The 17,544-nt window shown below is 67.7% G+C and carries 11 protein-coding genes; 6 read left to right on the plus strand and 5 right to left on the minus strand.

Features of this window, described 5'->3' with window-relative positions; translation table 11 throughout:
• Positions 1 to 84: 84 nt before the first annotated feature.
• The 5 genes from FDT80_RS14475 (at position 85) to FDT80_RS14495 (ending at position 11,967) form a co-directional block, all read left to right on the plus strand.
• Positions 85 to 1,140 carry a universal stress protein gene (locus FDT80_RS14475; protein WP_138663032.1) on the plus strand — a complete coding sequence of 352 codons (1,056 nt, stop codon included), beginning with the start codon at positions 85 to 87 and terminating at the stop codon, positions 1,138 to 1,140.
• Positions 1,137 to 9,626, plus strand: coding sequence for a GH36-type glycosyl hydrolase domain-containing protein (locus FDT80_RS14480; protein ID WP_246039967.1), 8,490 nt, complete (start codon positions 1,137 to 1,139; stop codon positions 9,624 to 9,626). The genes FDT80_RS14475 and FDT80_RS14480 overlap by 4 nt, the downstream gene beginning before the upstream one ends.
• Positions 9,627 to 9,749: 123 nt before the next feature.
• Entirely contained in the window at positions 9,750 to 10,454 is a 705-nt protein-coding gene (locus FDT80_RS14485) for an ABC transporter permease (protein ID WP_138663033.1), read from the plus strand.
• 5 nt (positions 10,455 to 10,459) lie between these two features.
• Positions 10,460 to 11,164 carry an ATP-binding cassette domain-containing protein gene (locus tag FDT80_RS14490; RefSeq protein WP_138663286.1) on the plus strand — a complete coding sequence of 235 codons (705 nt, stop codon included), beginning with the start codon at positions 10,460 to 10,462 and terminating at the stop codon, positions 11,162 to 11,164.
• Positions 11,161 to 11,967 (plus strand): ABC transporter substrate-binding protein, encoded by an 807-nt coding sequence (locus FDT80_RS14495; RefSeq protein WP_138663034.1) that lies wholly within the window; start codon positions 11,161 to 11,163, stop codon positions 11,965 to 11,967. The genes FDT80_RS14490 and FDT80_RS14495 overlap by 4 nt, the downstream gene beginning before the upstream one ends.
• A gap of 3 nt (positions 11,968 to 11,970) precedes the next feature.
• On the opposite strand, the gene FDT80_RS14500 is transcribed toward FDT80_RS14495, so the two are convergent.
• From FDT80_RS14500 to FDT80_RS14515, 4 genes are read right to left on the minus strand one after another with little or no spacing between them, the layout of a single operon-like run.
• A complete protein-coding gene (locus tag FDT80_RS14500) occupies positions 11,971 to 12,465 on the minus strand; it encodes a DUF6505 family protein (protein ID WP_138663035.1) in 495 nt (164 codons plus the stop codon).
• The gene (locus FDT80_RS14505; RefSeq protein WP_170311883.1) at positions 12,462 to 13,166 is read right to left on the minus strand and encodes a biotin/lipoate--protein ligase family protein; all 705 of its coding nucleotides are present in this window, start codon (positions 13,164 to 13,166) and stop codon (positions 12,462 to 12,464) included. The genes FDT80_RS14500 and FDT80_RS14505 overlap by 4 nt, the downstream gene beginning before the upstream one ends.
• Entirely contained in the window at positions 13,166 to 14,233 is a 1,068-nt protein-coding gene (locus tag FDT80_RS14510; RefSeq protein WP_138663036.1) for an Mrp/NBP35 family ATP-binding protein, read from the minus strand. Before FDT80_RS14510 ends, FDT80_RS14505 begins: the two co-directional genes overlap by 1 nt.
• Position 14,234: 1 nt before the next feature.
• A complete protein-coding gene (locus FDT80_RS14515; RefSeq protein ID WP_138663037.1) occupies positions 14,235 to 14,429 on the minus strand; it encodes a DUF6494 family protein in 195 nt (64 codons plus the stop codon).
• 117 nt (positions 14,430 to 14,546) lie between these two features.
• On the opposite strand from FDT80_RS14515, the gene FDT80_RS14520 reads away from it, so the two are divergent.
• Positions 14,547 to 15,263, plus strand: a complete 717-nt coding sequence (locus FDT80_RS14520; RefSeq protein WP_246039968.1) for a c-type cytochrome — start codon at positions 14,547 to 14,549, stop codon at positions 15,261 to 15,263.
• Here FDT80_RS14520 and FDT80_RS14525 read toward each other — a convergent pair.
• Complete coding sequence (locus tag FDT80_RS14525; protein WP_138663039.1) at positions 15,257 to 17,212, minus strand: 4Fe-4S binding protein; 1,956 nt, start codon at positions 17,210 to 17,212, stop codon at positions 15,257 to 15,259. The two genes, FDT80_RS14520 and FDT80_RS14525, sit on opposite strands and share 7 nt — an antisense overlap.
• Between the last annotated feature and the right edge of the window lie 332 nt (positions 17,213 to 17,544).

The raw sequence follows: 17,544 nt of genomic DNA on the forward strand, positions 1-17,544 counted from the left end.
CGGCCTGTGCGCCACGGCGGGCAGGGTGCGCCGCCCGCTACATATTCCCGATGACATGATCCTAGCCAGAAAGGTGGGCCCGAAATGATCGCCAAGACCGGAGAACAGAACCAGACACAGACCGACCGGTCACGCGGGGTGCTGCCGGAGATCGCGGAATTCCGCCACGTTCTGGCCTGCGTCGATACCTCGCCCATGGCGGACACCGTCGCCGCCTATGCCTGCGCCATGGCACAGGCGATGCACGCGCCCCTGACCGTGCTGCACGCACAGGACACGATGCGCCCCTTCGAGGCGCCGGTGGACCCGGTCGCGTGGGAACTGTCGCGCCGCGACACCCAGGACCGGCTGACCGCGCTGGTCGATGCCCTGGGCGAAGGTCTGCCGCGCGTCGATCTCAAGCTGGTGGATGGGCCGGTCGCGGATTGCATCTGCCGGGTGGCGCAGGACCGCCAGGCCGATCTGATCGTGATGGGCGCGCGCAGCGGCGCGGGTGCGGCGCCCTGGGGCCTGGGCGGCAACGTGCACAAAATCCTCGAGGGATATTCCGGATCCATGATGGTCGTGCAGGTGCCGCCCGACATGGACCACAAACCGCTCGCAGGGGCGGGTGCCCTGCCGCAGCCCCAGAGGGTGATGGTGCCGCTGGACTGCTCGCGCCGCGCGGAAACCGCGCTGGGTGTCGCGCAACGGATCGCGCGGGTCTATGGCGCCGACCTGGTGCTGGCGCACGCGCTGCCACGGATCGAAATGACATCGGGCGATGCGCTGGACGCACAGGATATGGACCTGCGCGAACAGATCACCCGCCGCAACGAGCGTGTCGCGCGCGCCTATCTTGACCGGATCCGCGCCCGGACCGCCACGCACGAACACATACCCCGGATCAAGATCCTGCGTGACGGGCCGCCGCGCCCCGCGCTTTTGCGCGCCATCGACGAGGAACACGCCGATCTTCTGGTGCTCAGCGGATGCGGCGAAGGCGGGCACACCGGCGCCGGGGTCGGCAGCACCGCCGAATACCTGATCGCGCATACCACCGTCCCGGTGCTCCTGGTGCGCAACATCTCCAACGGCGCACGGCGCAACCATCACGAGCCGGTGCCGCCCTCAAGACAGCCGCGTCCCTCGCTCTCATGACGGCGGCGGAGGGGCTGACGACAGCGCCGGAGCCTGACACCGGTCGCGGCGATGCGCTGGCGGAAGCGGGCCGGAGCCTTGCCGCCACGATGGCGACCGCCCCGGAGCCGCCCGCGCAGATCGGGCTCCTGCGTGAACTGGACCGGGTCCGCGCCTTCGCCGAAGCCGCACGGCTGCGTTTCGCCGAACCGCCGACTGGCGCGGGCAAGGCGGCGGAATGGGTGCTCGACAACCAGTTTTCGATCCGCCGCACGATCGCGCAGGTGGCCGAAGACATCCCGCCCGCCTTTTACCGCAGGTTGCCGCGTCTGGCCGACCCCGAAACAGGCGGCGTGCCGCGCGTTTTCATGCTGGCCAAGGCGGCGCTAGAGGCCAGCCATCTGCAGGTCAGCCGCGACGGGATCCAACGCTTCGTGCAGGGCGCGCAGGCCCATGACCCGCTCAGCATCGCCGAACTCTGGGCGCTGCCCACGATGCTGCGGCTGGCCTGCCTCGAGACGATCTGCGCGGCGATGGCCGACCTGCTCGATGGGCTGACGTTGCCCTTCGAGGTCTCGGCCCCGGCGCCGAATTCAGTCGCCCGCGACGAGACAGAGGCGATTTCGCGCGGCATCTGTGCGCTGGCCGACCTGTCGCGTATCCCGTGGCGCGAGGTGTTCGAGACGCTGAGCCACGTGGAGCGTCTGCTGCGGCAGGATCCGGCGGGCGTCTATGACCGGATGGATTTCGAAACCCGCGACCGATACCGCAAGGCGGTCGAACACCTTGCCCGCCGCGCGGCCAAAAGCGAACCCGACGTGGCGCATCGCGCGCGCAGCCTGGCCCGCTCGCACAAGGGCGCGCCCGTGCTGGGCCATGTCGGCTGGTGGCTCGTGGATGACGGACGATCCGAGCTTGAGGCCGCGCTGGGATGGCGCCCGGGACCGGGCACGCGCCTGTCGCGCTGGCTGGCCGATCATCCGGGGCCTTGGTTTGCGGGCCTGCTGTTGTGTCTGGGTCTGGTTTCGATGGCTGTCCCCGTCGCGGTTCTGTGGATGTTTCAGGCGGGTGCGTTCGACTGGATTGCGGGTCTGGCCCTGTCGCTGGCCCCTGCGTCGATCATCGCGGTGACACTGACCCATTGGATCGTGACGGCCCTGCATCCCCCGCGGGTGCTGCCCAAGCTCGATTTCGAGGACGGCATCGCGGCCGACGCAAGGACTGCCGTGATCGTGCCCGTGATCCTGCGCCGTGCGGCGGATGCAAGGGCGGCACTGGACCGGGTGGAGCGGCAATGGCTGCTGAACCCGGATCCGAACCTGCGCATGGTCCTGCTGAGTGATCTGTTCGACGCGCCGACCCAGACCACCCCGCAGGATGCCGCCATCGAAGCCGCACTGACCGGGCGTATCGCACAACTGAACGCGGCCCATGCACCTGCCTCGCCTTTCGTCCTGTTGCACCGCGCGCGCCGCTATGCCGCCGCCGACGGCACGTGGAGAGGGTGGGAGCGCAAGCGCGGCAAGATCCAGCAGTTCAACGCCCTGATCGTGTCGGGTGCGCAGGATGCGCAGGCGCAGGGCTTCGATCTGGTCATGGGCGCGGTTTCTGATCTGAAGACGGTGCGGTTCGCCGTCACGCTGGATCTGGATACCATCGCGCCGCTGGGCGCTGTCTATCGCATGATCGGGGCCCTTGCCCATCCGTTGAACCGGCCGGAGTTCACCGAAGGCACCCCGCGCCCGATCCGCGGCTACAGCTTTGTCCAGCCGCGCGTCGAGATATCGCCCCAGGCGGGCAGCCGGTCGCTGTTTGCAAGGCTCTATACCGGCGATACCGCGATCGACATCTATTCGCGCGCCGTTTCGGACGTGTATCAGGATCTCTTTGGCGAGGGCATCTTTATCGGCAAGGGGGCGTATTGCATCGCCGCGATGCACCGTGCACTGGCCGGGGCGGTGCCGGAAAACACGCTGGTCAGCCATGACCTTTTCGAAGGCGCGCACGGGCGAACCGCGCTGGCCAGCGACATCGTGGTCTACGAGGATTTCCCCGCCACCTACCTGGGATACGCCGCTCGGGCGCATCGTTGGATCAGGGGAGATTGGCAGTTGCTGCCGTGGATGCGGCGGCAGGTGCCCGACAGCGCGGGTGGACGTCGCAGGAACCCGATGTCGCGGCTGGATCTGTGGAAGATCTTCGACAACCTGCGCCGCAGCCTGCTGTCGCCCGCGCTGGTTCTCTTGGCTGTCGTGGGGTGGTTCTGGCTGCCTGGCGGGGCCTGGCTTTGGACCGGGCTGGTGATGCTGGCGCCGGGCATCTATCTGCTGACCGATCTGGTCAGCGGTGTGGCCGGGGGGCGGCGGCGCGACACGGTGCGCGAATGGCATCGCCATTTCGCGGATCATTCCGGCAGGTGGCTGCTGGCGGTGGTTTTCATGGCGCATGACGCCTTGAACGCGCTGGATGCGATTGCGCGGACCCTGTGGCGGATCGCGGTCAGCAAACGCAAGCTGCTGGAGTGGGTGTCCTTCGGGCATGCCACGCCGGCTGGCCTTCCGGGGCGCGCGGCGCATTGGCGGGTGATGTGGCCGACGGTCGCGATGCTGGCGGTGCTGGGCGCCGTCATGGCCTACGTTGATCCGGTGGCCCTGGCGGGGGCCGCACCGCTGCTGGTGCTGTGGCTGGCCGCGCCCGAGGTCGCGTATTACACCGCGCGACCGCACAAGGACCGGACCGCACCGCTGGCCCCGTCCGACCGCGATTACCTGCGCCGCGTCGCGCGCCGGACTTGGCTTTACTTCGAACGCTTCGCCGGACCCGAGGACAACTGGCTGCCGCCCGACAACTTCCAGACTGATCCGCACGACGAAATCGCGCACCGCACATCGCCCACCAATGTCGGGATGCTCCTGACCTCGGCGCTGGTGGCGCGTGACCTCGGCCACATCGGTTTGCAGGATTTCGCCGTGCGCATCGACCAGACGCTGTCCACGCTGGACCGGCTGGACCGGCATCACGGACACTTCCTGAACTGGATCGACACCCGCACGCTCGACCCGCTGGAGCCGCGCTATATCTCGACCGTGGACAGCGGCAACCTTGCGGTGTCGCTGGTCACGCTGGCCGAAGGGTGCCGCGATTATGCGCGCGGGCCGGTGGTGTCCATGGCGCTGTGGCAAGGCGTGACGGACCTGCTGGGCCTGCTCGACACGGCGCTGCCCAAGACCGCCAGGCAGGGCGACGGAACGGGGGATGCGGCGTCGCTGGCGGCGATCCGCGCCACCGTGGATGCCGCGCAGGAGCAACCGGAGTGCTGGCGCGCGACGCTCGACACTCTGCGTATCCGGCTGTGGCCGACCTTCGAAGCGCAGCTGCTGGCCCGATATGACCCGGCCGCGCGCTCCGGCGCGGGCGAACTGCAGCTTTGGCTTGAGCGGATCACGCACCATCTTGACGCGATGGCGGCCGAACTCGATCGCCTGGCCCCCTGGTGCGGACGGGTCGACCCGGTTCCAAGCGGCGCCGCCGACACGGCCGAACTGCTGCGCCATCACCTGGCGCTTACGGCCCCGCTGGACAGCGTCGACAACCGATGCGCCGCCGCGCGCGCCGCACTGGCGCCGCTCGAGACCCACGCACAAAGCGATGTCCGCGACTGGGCGCGCTCGTTGCTGGCGCGCCTTGAGCGCGGCCACCGGGCGCAGTCGGACCTGCTTGCGCGGCTGCACCGCATCGGCGACCGGGCAGGCGAAATGGCCCTGGAGATGGATTTCGCGCCGCTGTTCGACACGCAGACGGGCACGTTTTTTCTGGGCTACAACCTCAGCGCCGACAGGATCGACGAACACCGGTATGACCTGTTGCTGTCGGAAGCGCGGCTGGCCAGCTTTTTCGCCATCGCCAAACACGATGTGCCCATCAAGCACTGGTTCCAGTTGGGTCGACCGATGTCGGGGCGCGGGCGCAGCCTGGCGGTCCTGTCGTGGAACGGGTCGATGTTCGAGTTCCTGATGCCGCGGCTGTTTCTGCAGACAGACGCGACCCGGCTGATCGGGAAAAGCGAAATCGCCGCCGTGCACCGCCAGCAGGCCGTCGGGGCGGCCCTTGGGCGGCCCTGGGGCGTGTCGGAATCCGCCTTTGCCGCGCGCGATCCGGCCCAGAATTATCAGTACCGCGCATTTGGTGTCGCGGGGCTCGGGCTCAAGCGGGGTCTGGCCGAGGATTACGTGGTCGCCCCCTATGCCAGCGGGCTGGCCCTGGCCGTCGATCCCGGCGGCGCCGTGAAAAACCTGCGGCGGCTCGAGGCGATGGGCGCCACCGGGCGCTATGGTTTCTACGACGCGCTGGACTTCACCACCTCGGCGCTGGCCGGTCGTCGCGACGCGGTTCCGGTCAAGACCTACATGGCGCATCACCAGGGAATGCTGCTGGGCGCCATCGGCAACGCGCTGCTGGATGACATCCTTGTTGCGCGATTTGCCCGGAACCGCAGCATGCAGGATGTGAAACTGCTGCTGGAGGAACGCGTGCCATGGGAATTCAAGCCGGTGGAACTGCCGCCCGAACATGGCGACCCGCCGCTGCCCGCCGGCAAGGAGGCGCACACGCCGCAGCTTTTCGGCTGGGCCGCGCCGATCACGCCGCTGCCGCAGATGCAGGTGATCGGCAACGGGCGCATGTCGGCATGGGTGTCGGAGACGGGTGCGAGTGCCTTGTGGTGGCAAGACAGTTGCCTGACCCGCTGGACCGGCGATCCGGTCAGCGAGGACGGCTTGACGCAGCTTTACCTGCGCGATCTGGAGACCGGCGACCTGGCGGCGCTGGGCCGCGCGGGGGCGATCGACGGCGCCGCGCCGCGGCAGGCCGCGCCCGAGGCCGTCTTCCACGCGCACAAGACCGAAGTGCACGAGCGGATCAACGGCCTGACGCTCAGCCTGCACCAGGTGATGTCACCCACCGACGATGTGCATATCAGGCGCATCACGGTCACCAATCAGTCCAGCCGGCCGCGCCATGTCGAACTGTCGGACTATGCCGAGGTGGTGCTGGCGCCGCGGGCCGGCCATGACCGTCATCCGGCGTTCAGCAAGCTGTTCGTGCGAAGCGACTGGAACGCCGCGCTGGGCGCGCTGGTGTTCAAGCGCCGCCCCCACACGGCAGAAGACCGCCCGCCGGTGCTGCTGCAACGCCTGATCTGCGGCGCGGGCGCCGAGCCGGCGGGCTACGACAGCGACCGTCGGGCGGTGTTGGGGCGCTACGGGCGGTATTCGGCACCCGAAGGGCTGCGCGGCGACGCGGGGCAATCGCACGGCTGGACCCTTGATCCCGTTGCCTGCCTGCGCGCGCGGATGCGGCTCGATCCGGGAGAGCACGGCGAGATCGCGGTGCTGTCCATCGCCGCCGGATCGCGCCGCAGCGCCACCGAACTGGCCGAGCGCTACGAGACCTTGAGCGCGCTTGACTGGGCCGAAGAGGACCAGCGCAGGACAACGGCGCTTGAGGCGCGGCATCTCGGGATGGGTCAACGCGACTTTCAGGATGCGCAGGCGCTGTGTCGCGACCTGGTGTATCCGTGCCGCGCGCCGTCGGGGATCGACGCGGCCCTTCCCGCACAACCCGACCTGTGGCCGATGGGCATATCCGGGGACCTGCCCATCGTGGTGCTGCATCCGGCGTTCGAGGGCGAAGAGACCCTGTTGCGCGAAACGGTGCGCGCGCACCACTGGCTACGCACACGCGGCCTGCCCAGCGACCTGGTCGTTCTGGGCCATGCGGTTTCGGGGTACGAGGAACCCGTGCGCGACCGCATCGTCGATATCCTGGGCGATCTTGGCGGGGTCGTGGCCGGACTGGGCGGTGACGGCGGCGTGCATTTCTTCAACCGCGATCAGTTGCTTCCGCTGCAGAACCGCGCCTTGGAGGGTGCGGCGTGCCTGATGCTCGACGCGGGGGCCGCATCGCTTGGCGAGGCCCGTCGCGGGGCCGTGTTCACGCCGCGCGAAATCCTCCGCTTTCCGTCCCGGCACAGACCCGAGCCTGAGCCGCGCATCTCGGCGGTGTCGCATGCGGCGCGTCAATTCGACAATACGATCGGTGGCTTCGTGGACGAGGGCCGGGCGTATCAGATCACCCTTGAACCCCGCCACGCCACGCCGATGCCATGGTGCAATATCCTGGCCAACGACGGATTCGGGTCCATCGTCACCGAGGCCGGGCTTGGGTTCAGTTGGGCGCAAAACAGCGGCGAGCATCGTCTTACCCCGTGGTCCAACGATCCGCTGACCGACGCCCCCGGCGAGGCGATGTACCTGCGCGATGAGGATTCCGCGCTGGTCTGGAGCCCGACGCCGCTGCCTGCGGGCCGCGATGTCGCATTCGAGATCGAGCACCGCGCCGGCCGCACCGCATGGTCCGGCGCGCGCGCAGGTCTGCACCACCGCCTCGAAGCCTGGGTCGCCGATGACGCCCCGGTCAAGCTGATGCACCTCGCGGTGCGAAACACGACCGGGCGGACCCGCATCGTGACCGCGACCTATTATGCGCAATGGCTGCTCGGCGCGATGCCGGGGCCGGGGCGGGGCATCGTGGCCACCGGATTCGACGCCGCCTGCGGGGCCTTGGTGGCGCGCAACGGATGGCAGGCCGACACGTCGGCGCGCGTGGCCTTCGTGACCGCGACGATGCCGCCGCACTCCTACAGTTCGGAGCGGGCGGACGTGATCGGCCGGGCCGGTGACGCCTTGCGCCCCGAGGGGCTTTATTGTTGGGATCTGGGGCAAAGGGGCACTGCCGAAGTTTCGCCCTGTGCGGCCTATCAGGTGCTGCTCGAGATCCCGCCCGGGGCCACGCGCGACGTGACATTCGCGCTGGGCGAGGGGGCCGATCAAGGCGAGGCGCGCCGCCTTGCGCGCCGCTGGTCGAGCCCCGGCGCCGCCGCTGACACCCTGCCGCAGGTCGACGCGGCCTGGGAGCGGCGGTTGGGCGCGGTCGAGGTCAAGACCCCGGACCCCGCGTTAGACGTGATGGTCAACCACTGGCTGCTCTACCAGACATATGCCTCGCGGTTGATGGCGCGGGCGGGGTTCTACCAGGCCGGCGGCGCGCTTGGGTTTCGTGATCAGTTGCAGGACGTGATGGCGGTTCTGATGTCCCGCCCGGGACGCGCTCGCGCTCATATCCTCGAGGCCGCCGCGCGCCAGTTCGAGGAGGGTGACGTGCTGCACTGGTGGCATCCCCCCGACAATCGCGGTGTGCGCACCCGCTGTTCGGACGATTACCTGTGGCTGGTCTACGCCACCGCCAGATACGTCGAGGCGACGGGCGACACCGGGATACTCGACGAGGAGATCCCGTATCTGTCGGCACGACCCCTGGCAGAGGGTGAACACGACCGTTACGTCGCCTTCGGGCATGGCCGCGACCGTGGCAGCCTGCTGGAACACTGCCGCAGGGCGATGGACCGCTCGACCCTGCGGGGCGGTCACGGTTTGCCGCTGATCGGATCGGGGGACTGGAACGACGGGATGGACCGGGTGGGCATCAAGGGGCGCGGCGAAAGCGTCTGGCTGGCGTGGTTCCTGTCTGCCGTGTCGGACGATTTCGCGCAGATTTGCCGCCGTGTGGGGCGCGACGATCTGGCCGGGCTGTGGTCGACGCGCGGCGGCGACCTGCGGGCCTGCGCCGACACCGCCGCGTGGGACGGTGCGTGGTTCATCCGTGCCTTCGACGACGACGGCCTTACGTGGGGGGCGCGCGCATCCGAGGAATGCAAGATCGACAACATCGCGCAGTCCTGGTCGGTCTTGTGCCGCCCACCGGACGCCGATGTGCCCGAACATGCCACGCAGGCGGTGGCACAGGCAGAAGCACACCTGGTCGATCCCGTGCACCGGCTGATCCGATTGCTGACGCCACCCTTCGACAAGACGCCCCGCAATCCCGGCTATATCCGGGCCTATCCCCCCGGAATTCGCGAAAACGGCGGCCAGTATACCCATGCGGCGACCTGGCTGGGGCTGGCGCACGCGCGGCTGGGCGACGGGGACGCCGCATACCGCGTTTTCGACCTGATCAACCCGATCAAACGCACCTCGAGCGCCGCCGGGGCCGACCATTACCGGGGGGAGCCTTATGTCGTGGCGGCCGATGTGGGCGGCGCGGGCGCGGGCCTGGGGCGCGCGGGGTGGACATGGTACACAGGTGCGGCCGCATGGACCTGGCGGCTGGCGGTCGAGGGGGTGCTGGGCCTGAGCCTGCGGGACGGCGCGGTGCGGATTGCCCCCTGCCTGCCGCGCGCATGGGAGGGGTACACCGCGCGGCTGCGCGGCGCGACGGGCGATCTTGAACTGCGGATCGACAATTCCGCCGGCGTCGGACAGGGCGCCGTGGCGCTGACGGTGGATGGTGTCGCGGTCGAGGGCAACGTCGTGGCGTTTCCGAAAAACGGCGCCCGGGCCAAGGTGACGGTGAAACTGCTGGCCCGCACGGATGCGCACACGACGTGACAGGGCGCGGGGTGGCCGAACCGGCCCGGTGCGAAATCTAACACCGGCTGGGCCATTGCCTTCACCGCAAAAGCGATCCAAAACCGGGGCGCAGTCAAACGGATACCGGGATACGCGGATCAGATGAACGATATCGGCGAAGGGATTGTCGCGGCTCTGGGGCTGTTGGTCACGCTGGACCCCGATTTGATCGACATCAGCCTGCGGTCGCTTCAGGTCAGCCTGAGCGCGCTGGTGATCGCCTGTGCCATCGCGATCCCCTTCGGCACCTTTCTGGCGGTCCAGCGGTTCCGTTTCCGGCGCACGGTGATTTCCGTGCTCAACGCGCTCATGGGCCTGCCGCCCGTGGTGGTCGGCCTGGTCGTGTACCTGCTGTTGTCGCGTTCGGGGCCCTTCGGCGTGCTGGGACTGCTGTTCACACCGACGGCGATGATCATCGCGCAGGTCGTCATCATCACGCCGCTGATCGCATCGATCACGCATCAGGCGATGCGCGATCTCTGGGCCGAATACCACGATCTGCTGATTTCGCTCAACACCACCAAGGTGCAGCGCGTCGGGACCCTCATGTGGGACGGCCGCCGCACCCTGCTGACGGCGGCCCTCGCGGGGTTCGGCCGCGCCATCGGAGAAGTCGGGGCCATCATGATCGTCGGCGGCAACATCGACAACGTGACCCGCGTGCTGACCACGGCCATCGCGCTGGAGACCGGCAAGGGCGATTTCGCATTGGCGCTGGGGCTTGGCTTTGTCCTGATCATGCTGGCGCTGTTGGTCAATTTCGCAATCCACGGCCTGTCGGGCACCGAACGGGAGGGGCGCTGGTGAGCGATATGCTGCCGCTGGAGCTGTCGGGCGCGACGGTGCGCCGCAAGGGCAAGACCGTGCTGGGACCGGTGGACCTGACGCTGGCGCAACAGGGTCTGACGATCGTGATCGGCCCCAACGGATCGGGCAAGACCACGCTGCTGCGCGTGATGCATGGGGTCGAACGGCTGAGTGCGGGATCGGCGGAATGGAGTGTGCCGCACAGCGAGGCGCGCCGCCGCCAGTCCTATGTGTTCCAGTCGCCCATCGTGCTGCGCCGCTCGGTGCTCGACAACCTGTGCTACCCGCTCAAGCTGATGAAGGTGGCGCGCCGCGACCGCGTCGCGACGGCCCGCGACTGGGCTGCGCGGATCGGGTTGGGCGATGCGCTGGCCACGCCCGCCACCCGTTTGTCCGGAGGCGAACGGCAGAAACTGGCGCTGGCGCGCGCGCTCATTCGCAAACCCGATGTCCTGTTCCTCGATGAACCATGCGCCAATCTCGACGGGCGTGCGACCCGCGATATCGAGGCGCTGCTTCTGGGAGCGCGCGCGGCGGGCACGCGGATCGTGATGGCCACGCACGACATGGGGCAGGCGCGCCGCCTGGCGACCGATCTGATCTTCATGGTGTCGGGCCGCGTGCACGAAACGGGCCACGCCGGACACATCTTTACCCATCCTGAGACGCCGGAACTGACGGCGTTCTACAACGGAGACATCGTGGAATGAGACGTCACCTGATTGCCTGCTTCGCCGCCGTTTTCGCGAGCCATGCCGCATGGGCCGACGACATGCGCATGGCGGTCACGACCTCCTTCGAAAACTCCGGTCTGGCCGATGTTCTCCTGCCGGAGATCAAGACCGATCTCGATCTCGATGTGCAGCTTCTTGTCGTGGGCACCGGGCAGGCGCTGCGGCTGGGAGAGGCGGGCGATGTCGATGCGATCCTTGTCCATTCGCGCGCGGCGGAGGAGGCCTTTGTCAATGACGGATACGGCACGCACCGTCGCGAGATCATGTATAACGATTTCGTCGTCATCGGCCCGCAGGAGGATCCGGCGGACGTGGCACAGGCCGCCACCATAACCGCGGCGATGACGGCCATCGCCGACACCCGCGCCGCATTTGTCAGCCGCGGCGACGACAGCGGCACCCACAAGGCCGAGTTGAAGCTGTGGTCCGAGGCGGGGCTCGATCCCGCCGCGTTTGGCGGTTGGTATCGCTCGGTGGGCGCGGGCATGGGGGCCGCGCTGAATACAGCGTCGGGCATGAACGCCTATATCATCGCCGACCGGGCAAGCTGGCTGAACTTCGGCAATCCCGGCGATCTGGCGCTGCTGTTTTCCGGCGATCCGGCACTGTTCAATCAATACGCCTATATTCCGGTGAATCCGGCGCGGCACGCGCACGTGAGGAACGATGCCGCAATGCGGCTCGAGGCATGGCTGACCGGCGACCGGGCGCGCGCGTTGATCGACGGCTATGCCATCAACGGCCAGACGCTCTTTGTGTTCAACGCGACACCGGAGTGACGGCTAGTGCTGGTGCGGTTCGTCGTCCAGCGATCCGTGGATCGCGAATTGCTCAAGCCCCGCGTCCTGCGGTTCGATCACCCGGTAGCTTTCGCGGACGCCCGCGTCGGTCAGCTCGCGCGCGACCGTCAGCAGGGTATTGGCGGTCTGGTCGTCGCACAGCTCGATCATCTGATCGACTTCCCGTTCGGCCACGCCGCGTGCGGCCTCGACTGACGGCGCGCCGTAGATATCGACGAAATGCTGCGCCAGCGCGACGATGATGCCCTCGCGTTCGACCGGCTGGATCTGGGTCACGGCGACGAAACTCACCCGGCCAAAGGTTTCGACCCCCATCCAGCCATTCGAAAACGCCTGTTTGGCCTTGCCGGCAAGATCGCCCTGCGACCAGTTGGAAAACTCGAACCCGCCCGAGATGCACCATTCGCCGGTGCGGGCGGGGTTGTGAAAGACGCGCGTGTCGCTGTCGTCGAAGTGGATGGCGCGGGCGAGGTTCATGTCGGTTCCTTCAATAGATCGGTCAGCGGGATCAGCGCCGTGGTCTGATCGGTTTTCAGCAGCAGGCCAAACCGTTCGTCAACCCCGGTGAAGGTGCCGGTGAGGCCCTGCACCACAGTATCCTCGCCCATGCCATGTGCAAGGCCGCTCCAGTCACGGTGCAGGGACGCAAGGCCCGCATCGTCCCATGTGTTGAGGCCCACGAGCGTGTGACGCACCCAGGCCTCCAGCAGGTCTTGCGGGGCGACGTCGGCGCAGCCCTCGGCATAAAGCGCGGTCTGATCGGGTGTGTGGCCCGTGTCTTCGTCCTGCGGCCAAAGCGCGAGGTCAAGCGCCACCACGAGCCAGTCGATGTCGGCCGCCGGATCGGTGCCCGACGCGGCGATCCGCAATTGCCCGCATAGCCCGCCATTGAGGCGCAGCCCGCCGTCCCATTGCAGGTGCACGCCCACTTCGGGCGGGGCCAGCGCCCCCAGCGCGTTCTGAAACCCCACGCCGCACAGCGGCAGCATCACGACCGCATCGCGCAAGGGAACTTCGGGCGCGAACACGAGGGCCGCGCGCAGGCGGGTGGCGCCCAGATCATAGAGCACCGTGCCCGCATCGCAGCCCGCCCGCGCCATCGCGCAGGCGCGCTGAAACGGGTCGGCCTGCCCGGTCACGTCCACCGGGTCAAACAGTGGCGGCAGGCTCACGGTCATCAGGCGTGGCCCTTGGCGATCAGGCCGCGCGCCAGGTCGCGAAAGGCGGCGGCCTGCGTGCTGTCGGGTTTGCTGACGACGATCGGCGCGCCGCCGTCGGCGGCCAGCCGGATATCCAGATGCAGCGGGATTTCCGACAGCAGCGGCAGACCCAGCTTCGCGGCCTCGGCCGCGACGCCGCCGTGGCCGAACACGTGCTCTTCGTGACCGCAATTGGAACAGATATGCGTGGACATGTTCTCGATCATGCCGATGATCGGCGTGCCCAACTGCTTGAACATGTCGATCCCCTTGCGCGCATCCAGCAGGGCCACGTCCTGCGGCGTCGAGACGATGATCGCGCCATCGACCTGCGCCTTTTGCGCCAGCGTCATCTGCACGTCGCCGGTGCCGGGCGGCAGATCGACGATCAGCACGTCGAGCGCGCCCCATTGCACCTGGCTCATCATCTGCTGCAACGCGCCCATCAGCATCGGGCCGCGCCAGACGACCGCCTGATCGTCGTTGGTCATCAGACCGATGGACATCATCGTCACGCCGAAATTGCGCATCGGCAGAATCGTTTTGCCGTCGGGCGACGAGGGCCGCCCGCTGACGCCCAGCATCCGGGGCTGGCTGGGGCCATAGACATCCGCATCCAGCAGCCCGACGCGGCGCCCTTCGGCGGCCAGCGCGCAGGCCAGGTTCGACGCCACGGTGGATTTGCCGACGCCGCCCTTGCCCGAGGCCACGGCGAGGATCCGGTCGATTCCCGGGATCTTCTGCGGGCCCTTGGGCTCTGCCGAGCGGCCCGGCTTCAGGTCGGGCGGCGGTTTCGGCGTGCTGTGCGCGGTCATCACCACGCTGGCCTGCGCCACGCCGGGCAGGCCCCTGACCAGAGTCTCGGCCTCGTCGCGCAGGGTGGTATAGGCCTGCGCATGGGTTCCGCTGACCTCGAGCACAAAGCGCACCGCGCCGTCGTCCACGGTCAGCGCCTTGACCAGGCCGGCATCCAGAATGGGGGTGTCGCTGACCGGGTCGATCAGCGACCGCAGGGCGGTCAGGACATCATCACGGGTTACCGACACGTCAGGATTGCCCGTCGATCTTGCCGGTGACGACGTGTTCAAGGTCAAGCCCGTCGATGGTCAGCACCATTTTGGCCTCGAAGGTCTTGCCGCCGGTATCGCCCGCCTTGCGCATCGCTTCTTCGATGGCTTGCTGCGACGTGACGCCGACCTGTTTGAGAAATTTTCGCATCGACATGTTGAAGTCTTCGCTCATGGTTGGATTTCCTTGGATCTGGTGAAAAGATGTAGGCTCATGGCCGATCCCGACACGCGGGAGACGGCGCTATTCTAGAGAGTATTCAAGCAGGGGAAAGCAGCTATGCGCAGGATCATGATGCTCATCACGTTGCTGTGGCCGTTGGCCGCGCTGGGGCAGGACGGCCCGATGCGCATCCACGCGCCCGAAGCCCTGCGCGACAGCGGGCTGCTCGACTACCTGCTGCCCCGTTTCGCGCTCAAGTACGGGCTGCGCGCCACGGTCGTGGACGACCCCGGCGCGGCGATCGCATTCGGCGCGGACGGCGTGCCCGTCTTTACCGGACCCTCGCAGGCATGGCACCTGTCGCACGACGGATCGCAGACCGCGCAAAAGTTCGAAGACTGGCTGCGGTCCGACATCGGGCGCCGCGCCATCGCGGCCTTCGCGGCGGATGGTGACGCGCCCTTCACCGCGCAGATCGCTGTCGCCGCCCCGGTGCGCGAGCTGACGTTCCGCGGCGATCCGGCACTGGGCGAGCGGTTGTCGCTGCTGCACTGCGGTCGCTGCCACGTGATCAACGAAACCAACCGCATGAAAGGCATGGGCGCGACGCCGTCCTTTGGCGTCCTTCGGACCTTGGGAGACTGGCAGCGCCGGTTTTCCACCTTCTACGTGTTGAACCCGCACCCCAGTTTCACCCAGATCAAGGATCTGACGCCGCCCTTCGACGTGATGCGCCCGCCGCCCATCGTGCCGCTGTCGATGACCGAGGACGATCTGGATGCGATCCTGGCCTATGTGGCGACGGTGCCGCCGGCCGATCTGGGCGCGCCGATCCAATCTCAGTGATCCTTGCGCTTGCTCAGGTAATCGTCGGTGGTGCGCGGCCGCGGCCGTTCGCCGCCGGCAAAGGGATTGTTCTGCGAATGATACTGCGCATTGATCCGGCAGTTGTCACACATCTGGATCATTCGCGCGGCCTCTGAATTGGCGAACATCGCGTGTTTGCCCGCCAGTTTCTCGGTGATCTTCTCGACCGTCGATTTCACGCCGAACAGCGACCCGCATTCGATGCAGGCAAAGGGGTCCTCCTCGTGCACGACGACCTGGGTAAAGGCCGCGTCGGTCAGGTTCAGGCGCGGTTCCAGCGTGATGGCGTTTTCGGGGCAGATATTGGCGCAAAGCCCGCACTGCAGGCAGGCGTCCTCCTGAAACCGCAATTGCGGCAGGTCGGGGTTGTCGCCCAGCGCGCCCGAGGGGCACAACGACACGCACGACAGACACAGCGTGCAGGCATCGGTATCGACCAGCACCGCGCCATAGGGGGCGGCGGCGGGCAGGTCGATGATCTGCGCCTGAGGTTGCAGGGTCTTTCCCGCCAGCCGCGCCACCTGCCGCCGGGTGCCGATGGGCAGGACCGGGGTGATGGCCGCAGGCGTGACCACGGCGGCATAAAGGTGATCGCTCAGGGCATCTGGATCGCCGATATCCAGCAGGTGCACGGCGTCGCGGCCCGCAATCGCGCAGGCCAGCGCACACTCTGGATCCAGCGCGTCGCGCTCGGTGCGCGGGCCCAGCAGGACATCGACGGACGCGAATCCCGCCGACAGGGCCGCGAGCATTTCCGCATGCCCGAAGCCGGACAGCGCCGCGACCTCGAGCGGGATCACATCCGCCGGAAGCCCACGGCCAAATCGCGCGGCCAGCGCGATCATCTCGGTGCCGTGTGCTGCGTCATGAACCAGCAGGCGGGGCGCGTCGCCGCCCGCCTTGCGATAGGTCGAGGCCAGCGTCTGGATCCGGCGGAACACCGTGTCGACGGTCGGGGCGTCATAGCTGATCGCGCCCGAAGGGCAGGCGGCGGAACACGCCCCGCAGCCCGCGCAGATCATCGGATCGATCGCCACATGATCGCCCGCCGAACTGATCGCGCCCGTGGGACACAGGTTCAGGCAGTTTGAGCAGGCGGCCTGCCCGGCCCGCGAATGGGCGCAAAGCGACGGCTCAAGCCGGACATAAAGCGGTTGCTCGAAGGTGCCGGTCAACTGCACCGCGGCCATTTTCGCCGCCGCAAGGGCGGGTTGGCTGCCCGGATCGGCGCGCAGATAGCCTTCGCGCTTTTCAGGGGCGGGAAACATCGGCTGGCCGCCGGTGAGATCCAGGATGATGTCGCAGGCTGACCGCGCGCCGTTCTGCGGCGCGGTCAGCCGCGGCGTGCCGCGCCCGCCGGGAATGACCTGCTGCAAGGCGTCGAGGCGCAGTTCGAACTGGCCCAGCGATCCGCTGGCCTGCTTGATCCGGCCGACGACGATGTCGAAGGCGCTGGTGTGCTCGGCGTCCTGCGGGTCCGCCAGCAGAACCGTCACCGCAAGCGTGTCGGACAGATCGCGCGCCGCCTGCAACGCCACCTCTGCCGGGCCGAGGATCAGGCAGGTGCCCTCGGACGTGACGTCGATCGTTTTGGGCAAGGGCACCGGCAGCGCCGCCTCCGCCACGAGGGCGGCCATCTTGGGCGTCGGGTTCTCGCCGGCCTCGGTCCAGCCCGCGCGGTCGCGAATATCCACGAACCCGGGCACGTCGCAGCCCAACTCCTCGGCCAGGGCGGCAAAGCGGGGCGCTTCTTGCTGGCAGGCGATCGTCACCGGGCCATCGGCCATCGCCTTGGCCGCCAGATCGATCTGATCCGTACACAGGCTGGAATAAAGCCGCGAACACGCGCGCCCCGTTGCGCGGGTCAGCCCATCGGCATCGACGGTCTGCGAGCCCATGCAATCACAAATCAGCAGCTTGTCAGTCATCTCATCCGCTTTCCCGGGCGACGGGCGCCGCCCCTGTTTCACTGTCTTACGTGGTGTCTGAAACGGCAGGTAGTCAGGAAATCGTGTCGCCGTAAACCGCTATTGCGCTGCCTGGCCGCGCCAAAAAAGTGATTGTCGGATATGTGAAATATACGACATCGAATTCCCCAAGGAAAGACATACGGTTAGGCGAAAACAATTGCGCGTTGCACAGGTGGGATGCCCGGTTGTGCACAGTTGCATACAAAATTTCCTTTGTACCCCGTCGGATTTTAGGGCAGCATTACAACAACGTAGCCAACTTTATCTACATTCAGTCCTACAGGAGCGGC

The organism is Sulfitobacter sabulilitoris (assembly GCF_005887615.1).
In the GTDB taxonomy this organism is placed as follows: Bacteria; Pseudomonadota; Alphaproteobacteria; order Rhodobacterales; family Rhodobacteraceae; genus Sulfitobacter_E; species Sulfitobacter_E sabulilitoris.

Excerpts from the sequence above, each read along its gene's own strand:
- FDT80_RS14475 (WP_138663032.1), top strand. The coding sequence starts at position 85 with ATGATCGCCAAGACCGGAGAACAGAACCAGACACAGACCGACCGGTCA.
- FDT80_RS14480 (WP_246039967.1), top strand. The coding sequence starts at position 1,137 with ATGACGGCGGCGGAGGGGCTGACGACAGCGCCGGAGCCTGACACCGGT.
- FDT80_RS14485 (WP_138663033.1), top strand. The coding sequence starts at position 9,750 with ATGAACGATATCGGCGAAGGGATTGTCGCGGCTCTGGGGCTGTTGGTC.
- FDT80_RS14490 (WP_138663286.1), top strand. The coding sequence starts at position 10,460 with ATGCTGCCGCTGGAGCTGTCGGGCGCGACGGTGCGCCGCAAGGGCAAG.
- FDT80_RS14495 (WP_138663034.1), top strand. The coding sequence starts at position 11,161 with ATGAGACGTCACCTGATTGCCTGCTTCGCCGCCGTTTTCGCGAGCCAT.
- FDT80_RS14500 (WP_138663035.1), bottom strand. The coding sequence starts at position 12,465 with ATGAACCTCGCCCGCGCCATCCACTTCGACGACAGCGACACGCGCGTC.
- FDT80_RS14505 (WP_170311883.1), bottom strand. The coding sequence starts at position 13,166 with ATGACCGTGAGCCTGCCGCCACTGTTTGACCCGGTGGACGTGACCGGG.
- FDT80_RS14515 (WP_138663037.1), bottom strand. The coding sequence starts at position 14,429 with ATGAGCGAAGACTTCAACATGTCGATGCGAAAATTTCTCAAACAGGTC.
- FDT80_RS14520 (WP_246039968.1), top strand. The coding sequence starts at position 14,547 with ATGATGCTCATCACGTTGCTGTGGCCGTTGGCCGCGCTGGGGCAGGAC.
- FDT80_RS14525 (WP_138663039.1), bottom strand. The coding sequence starts at position 17,212 with ATGACTGACAAGCTGCTGATTTGTGATTGCATGGGCTCGCAGACCGTC.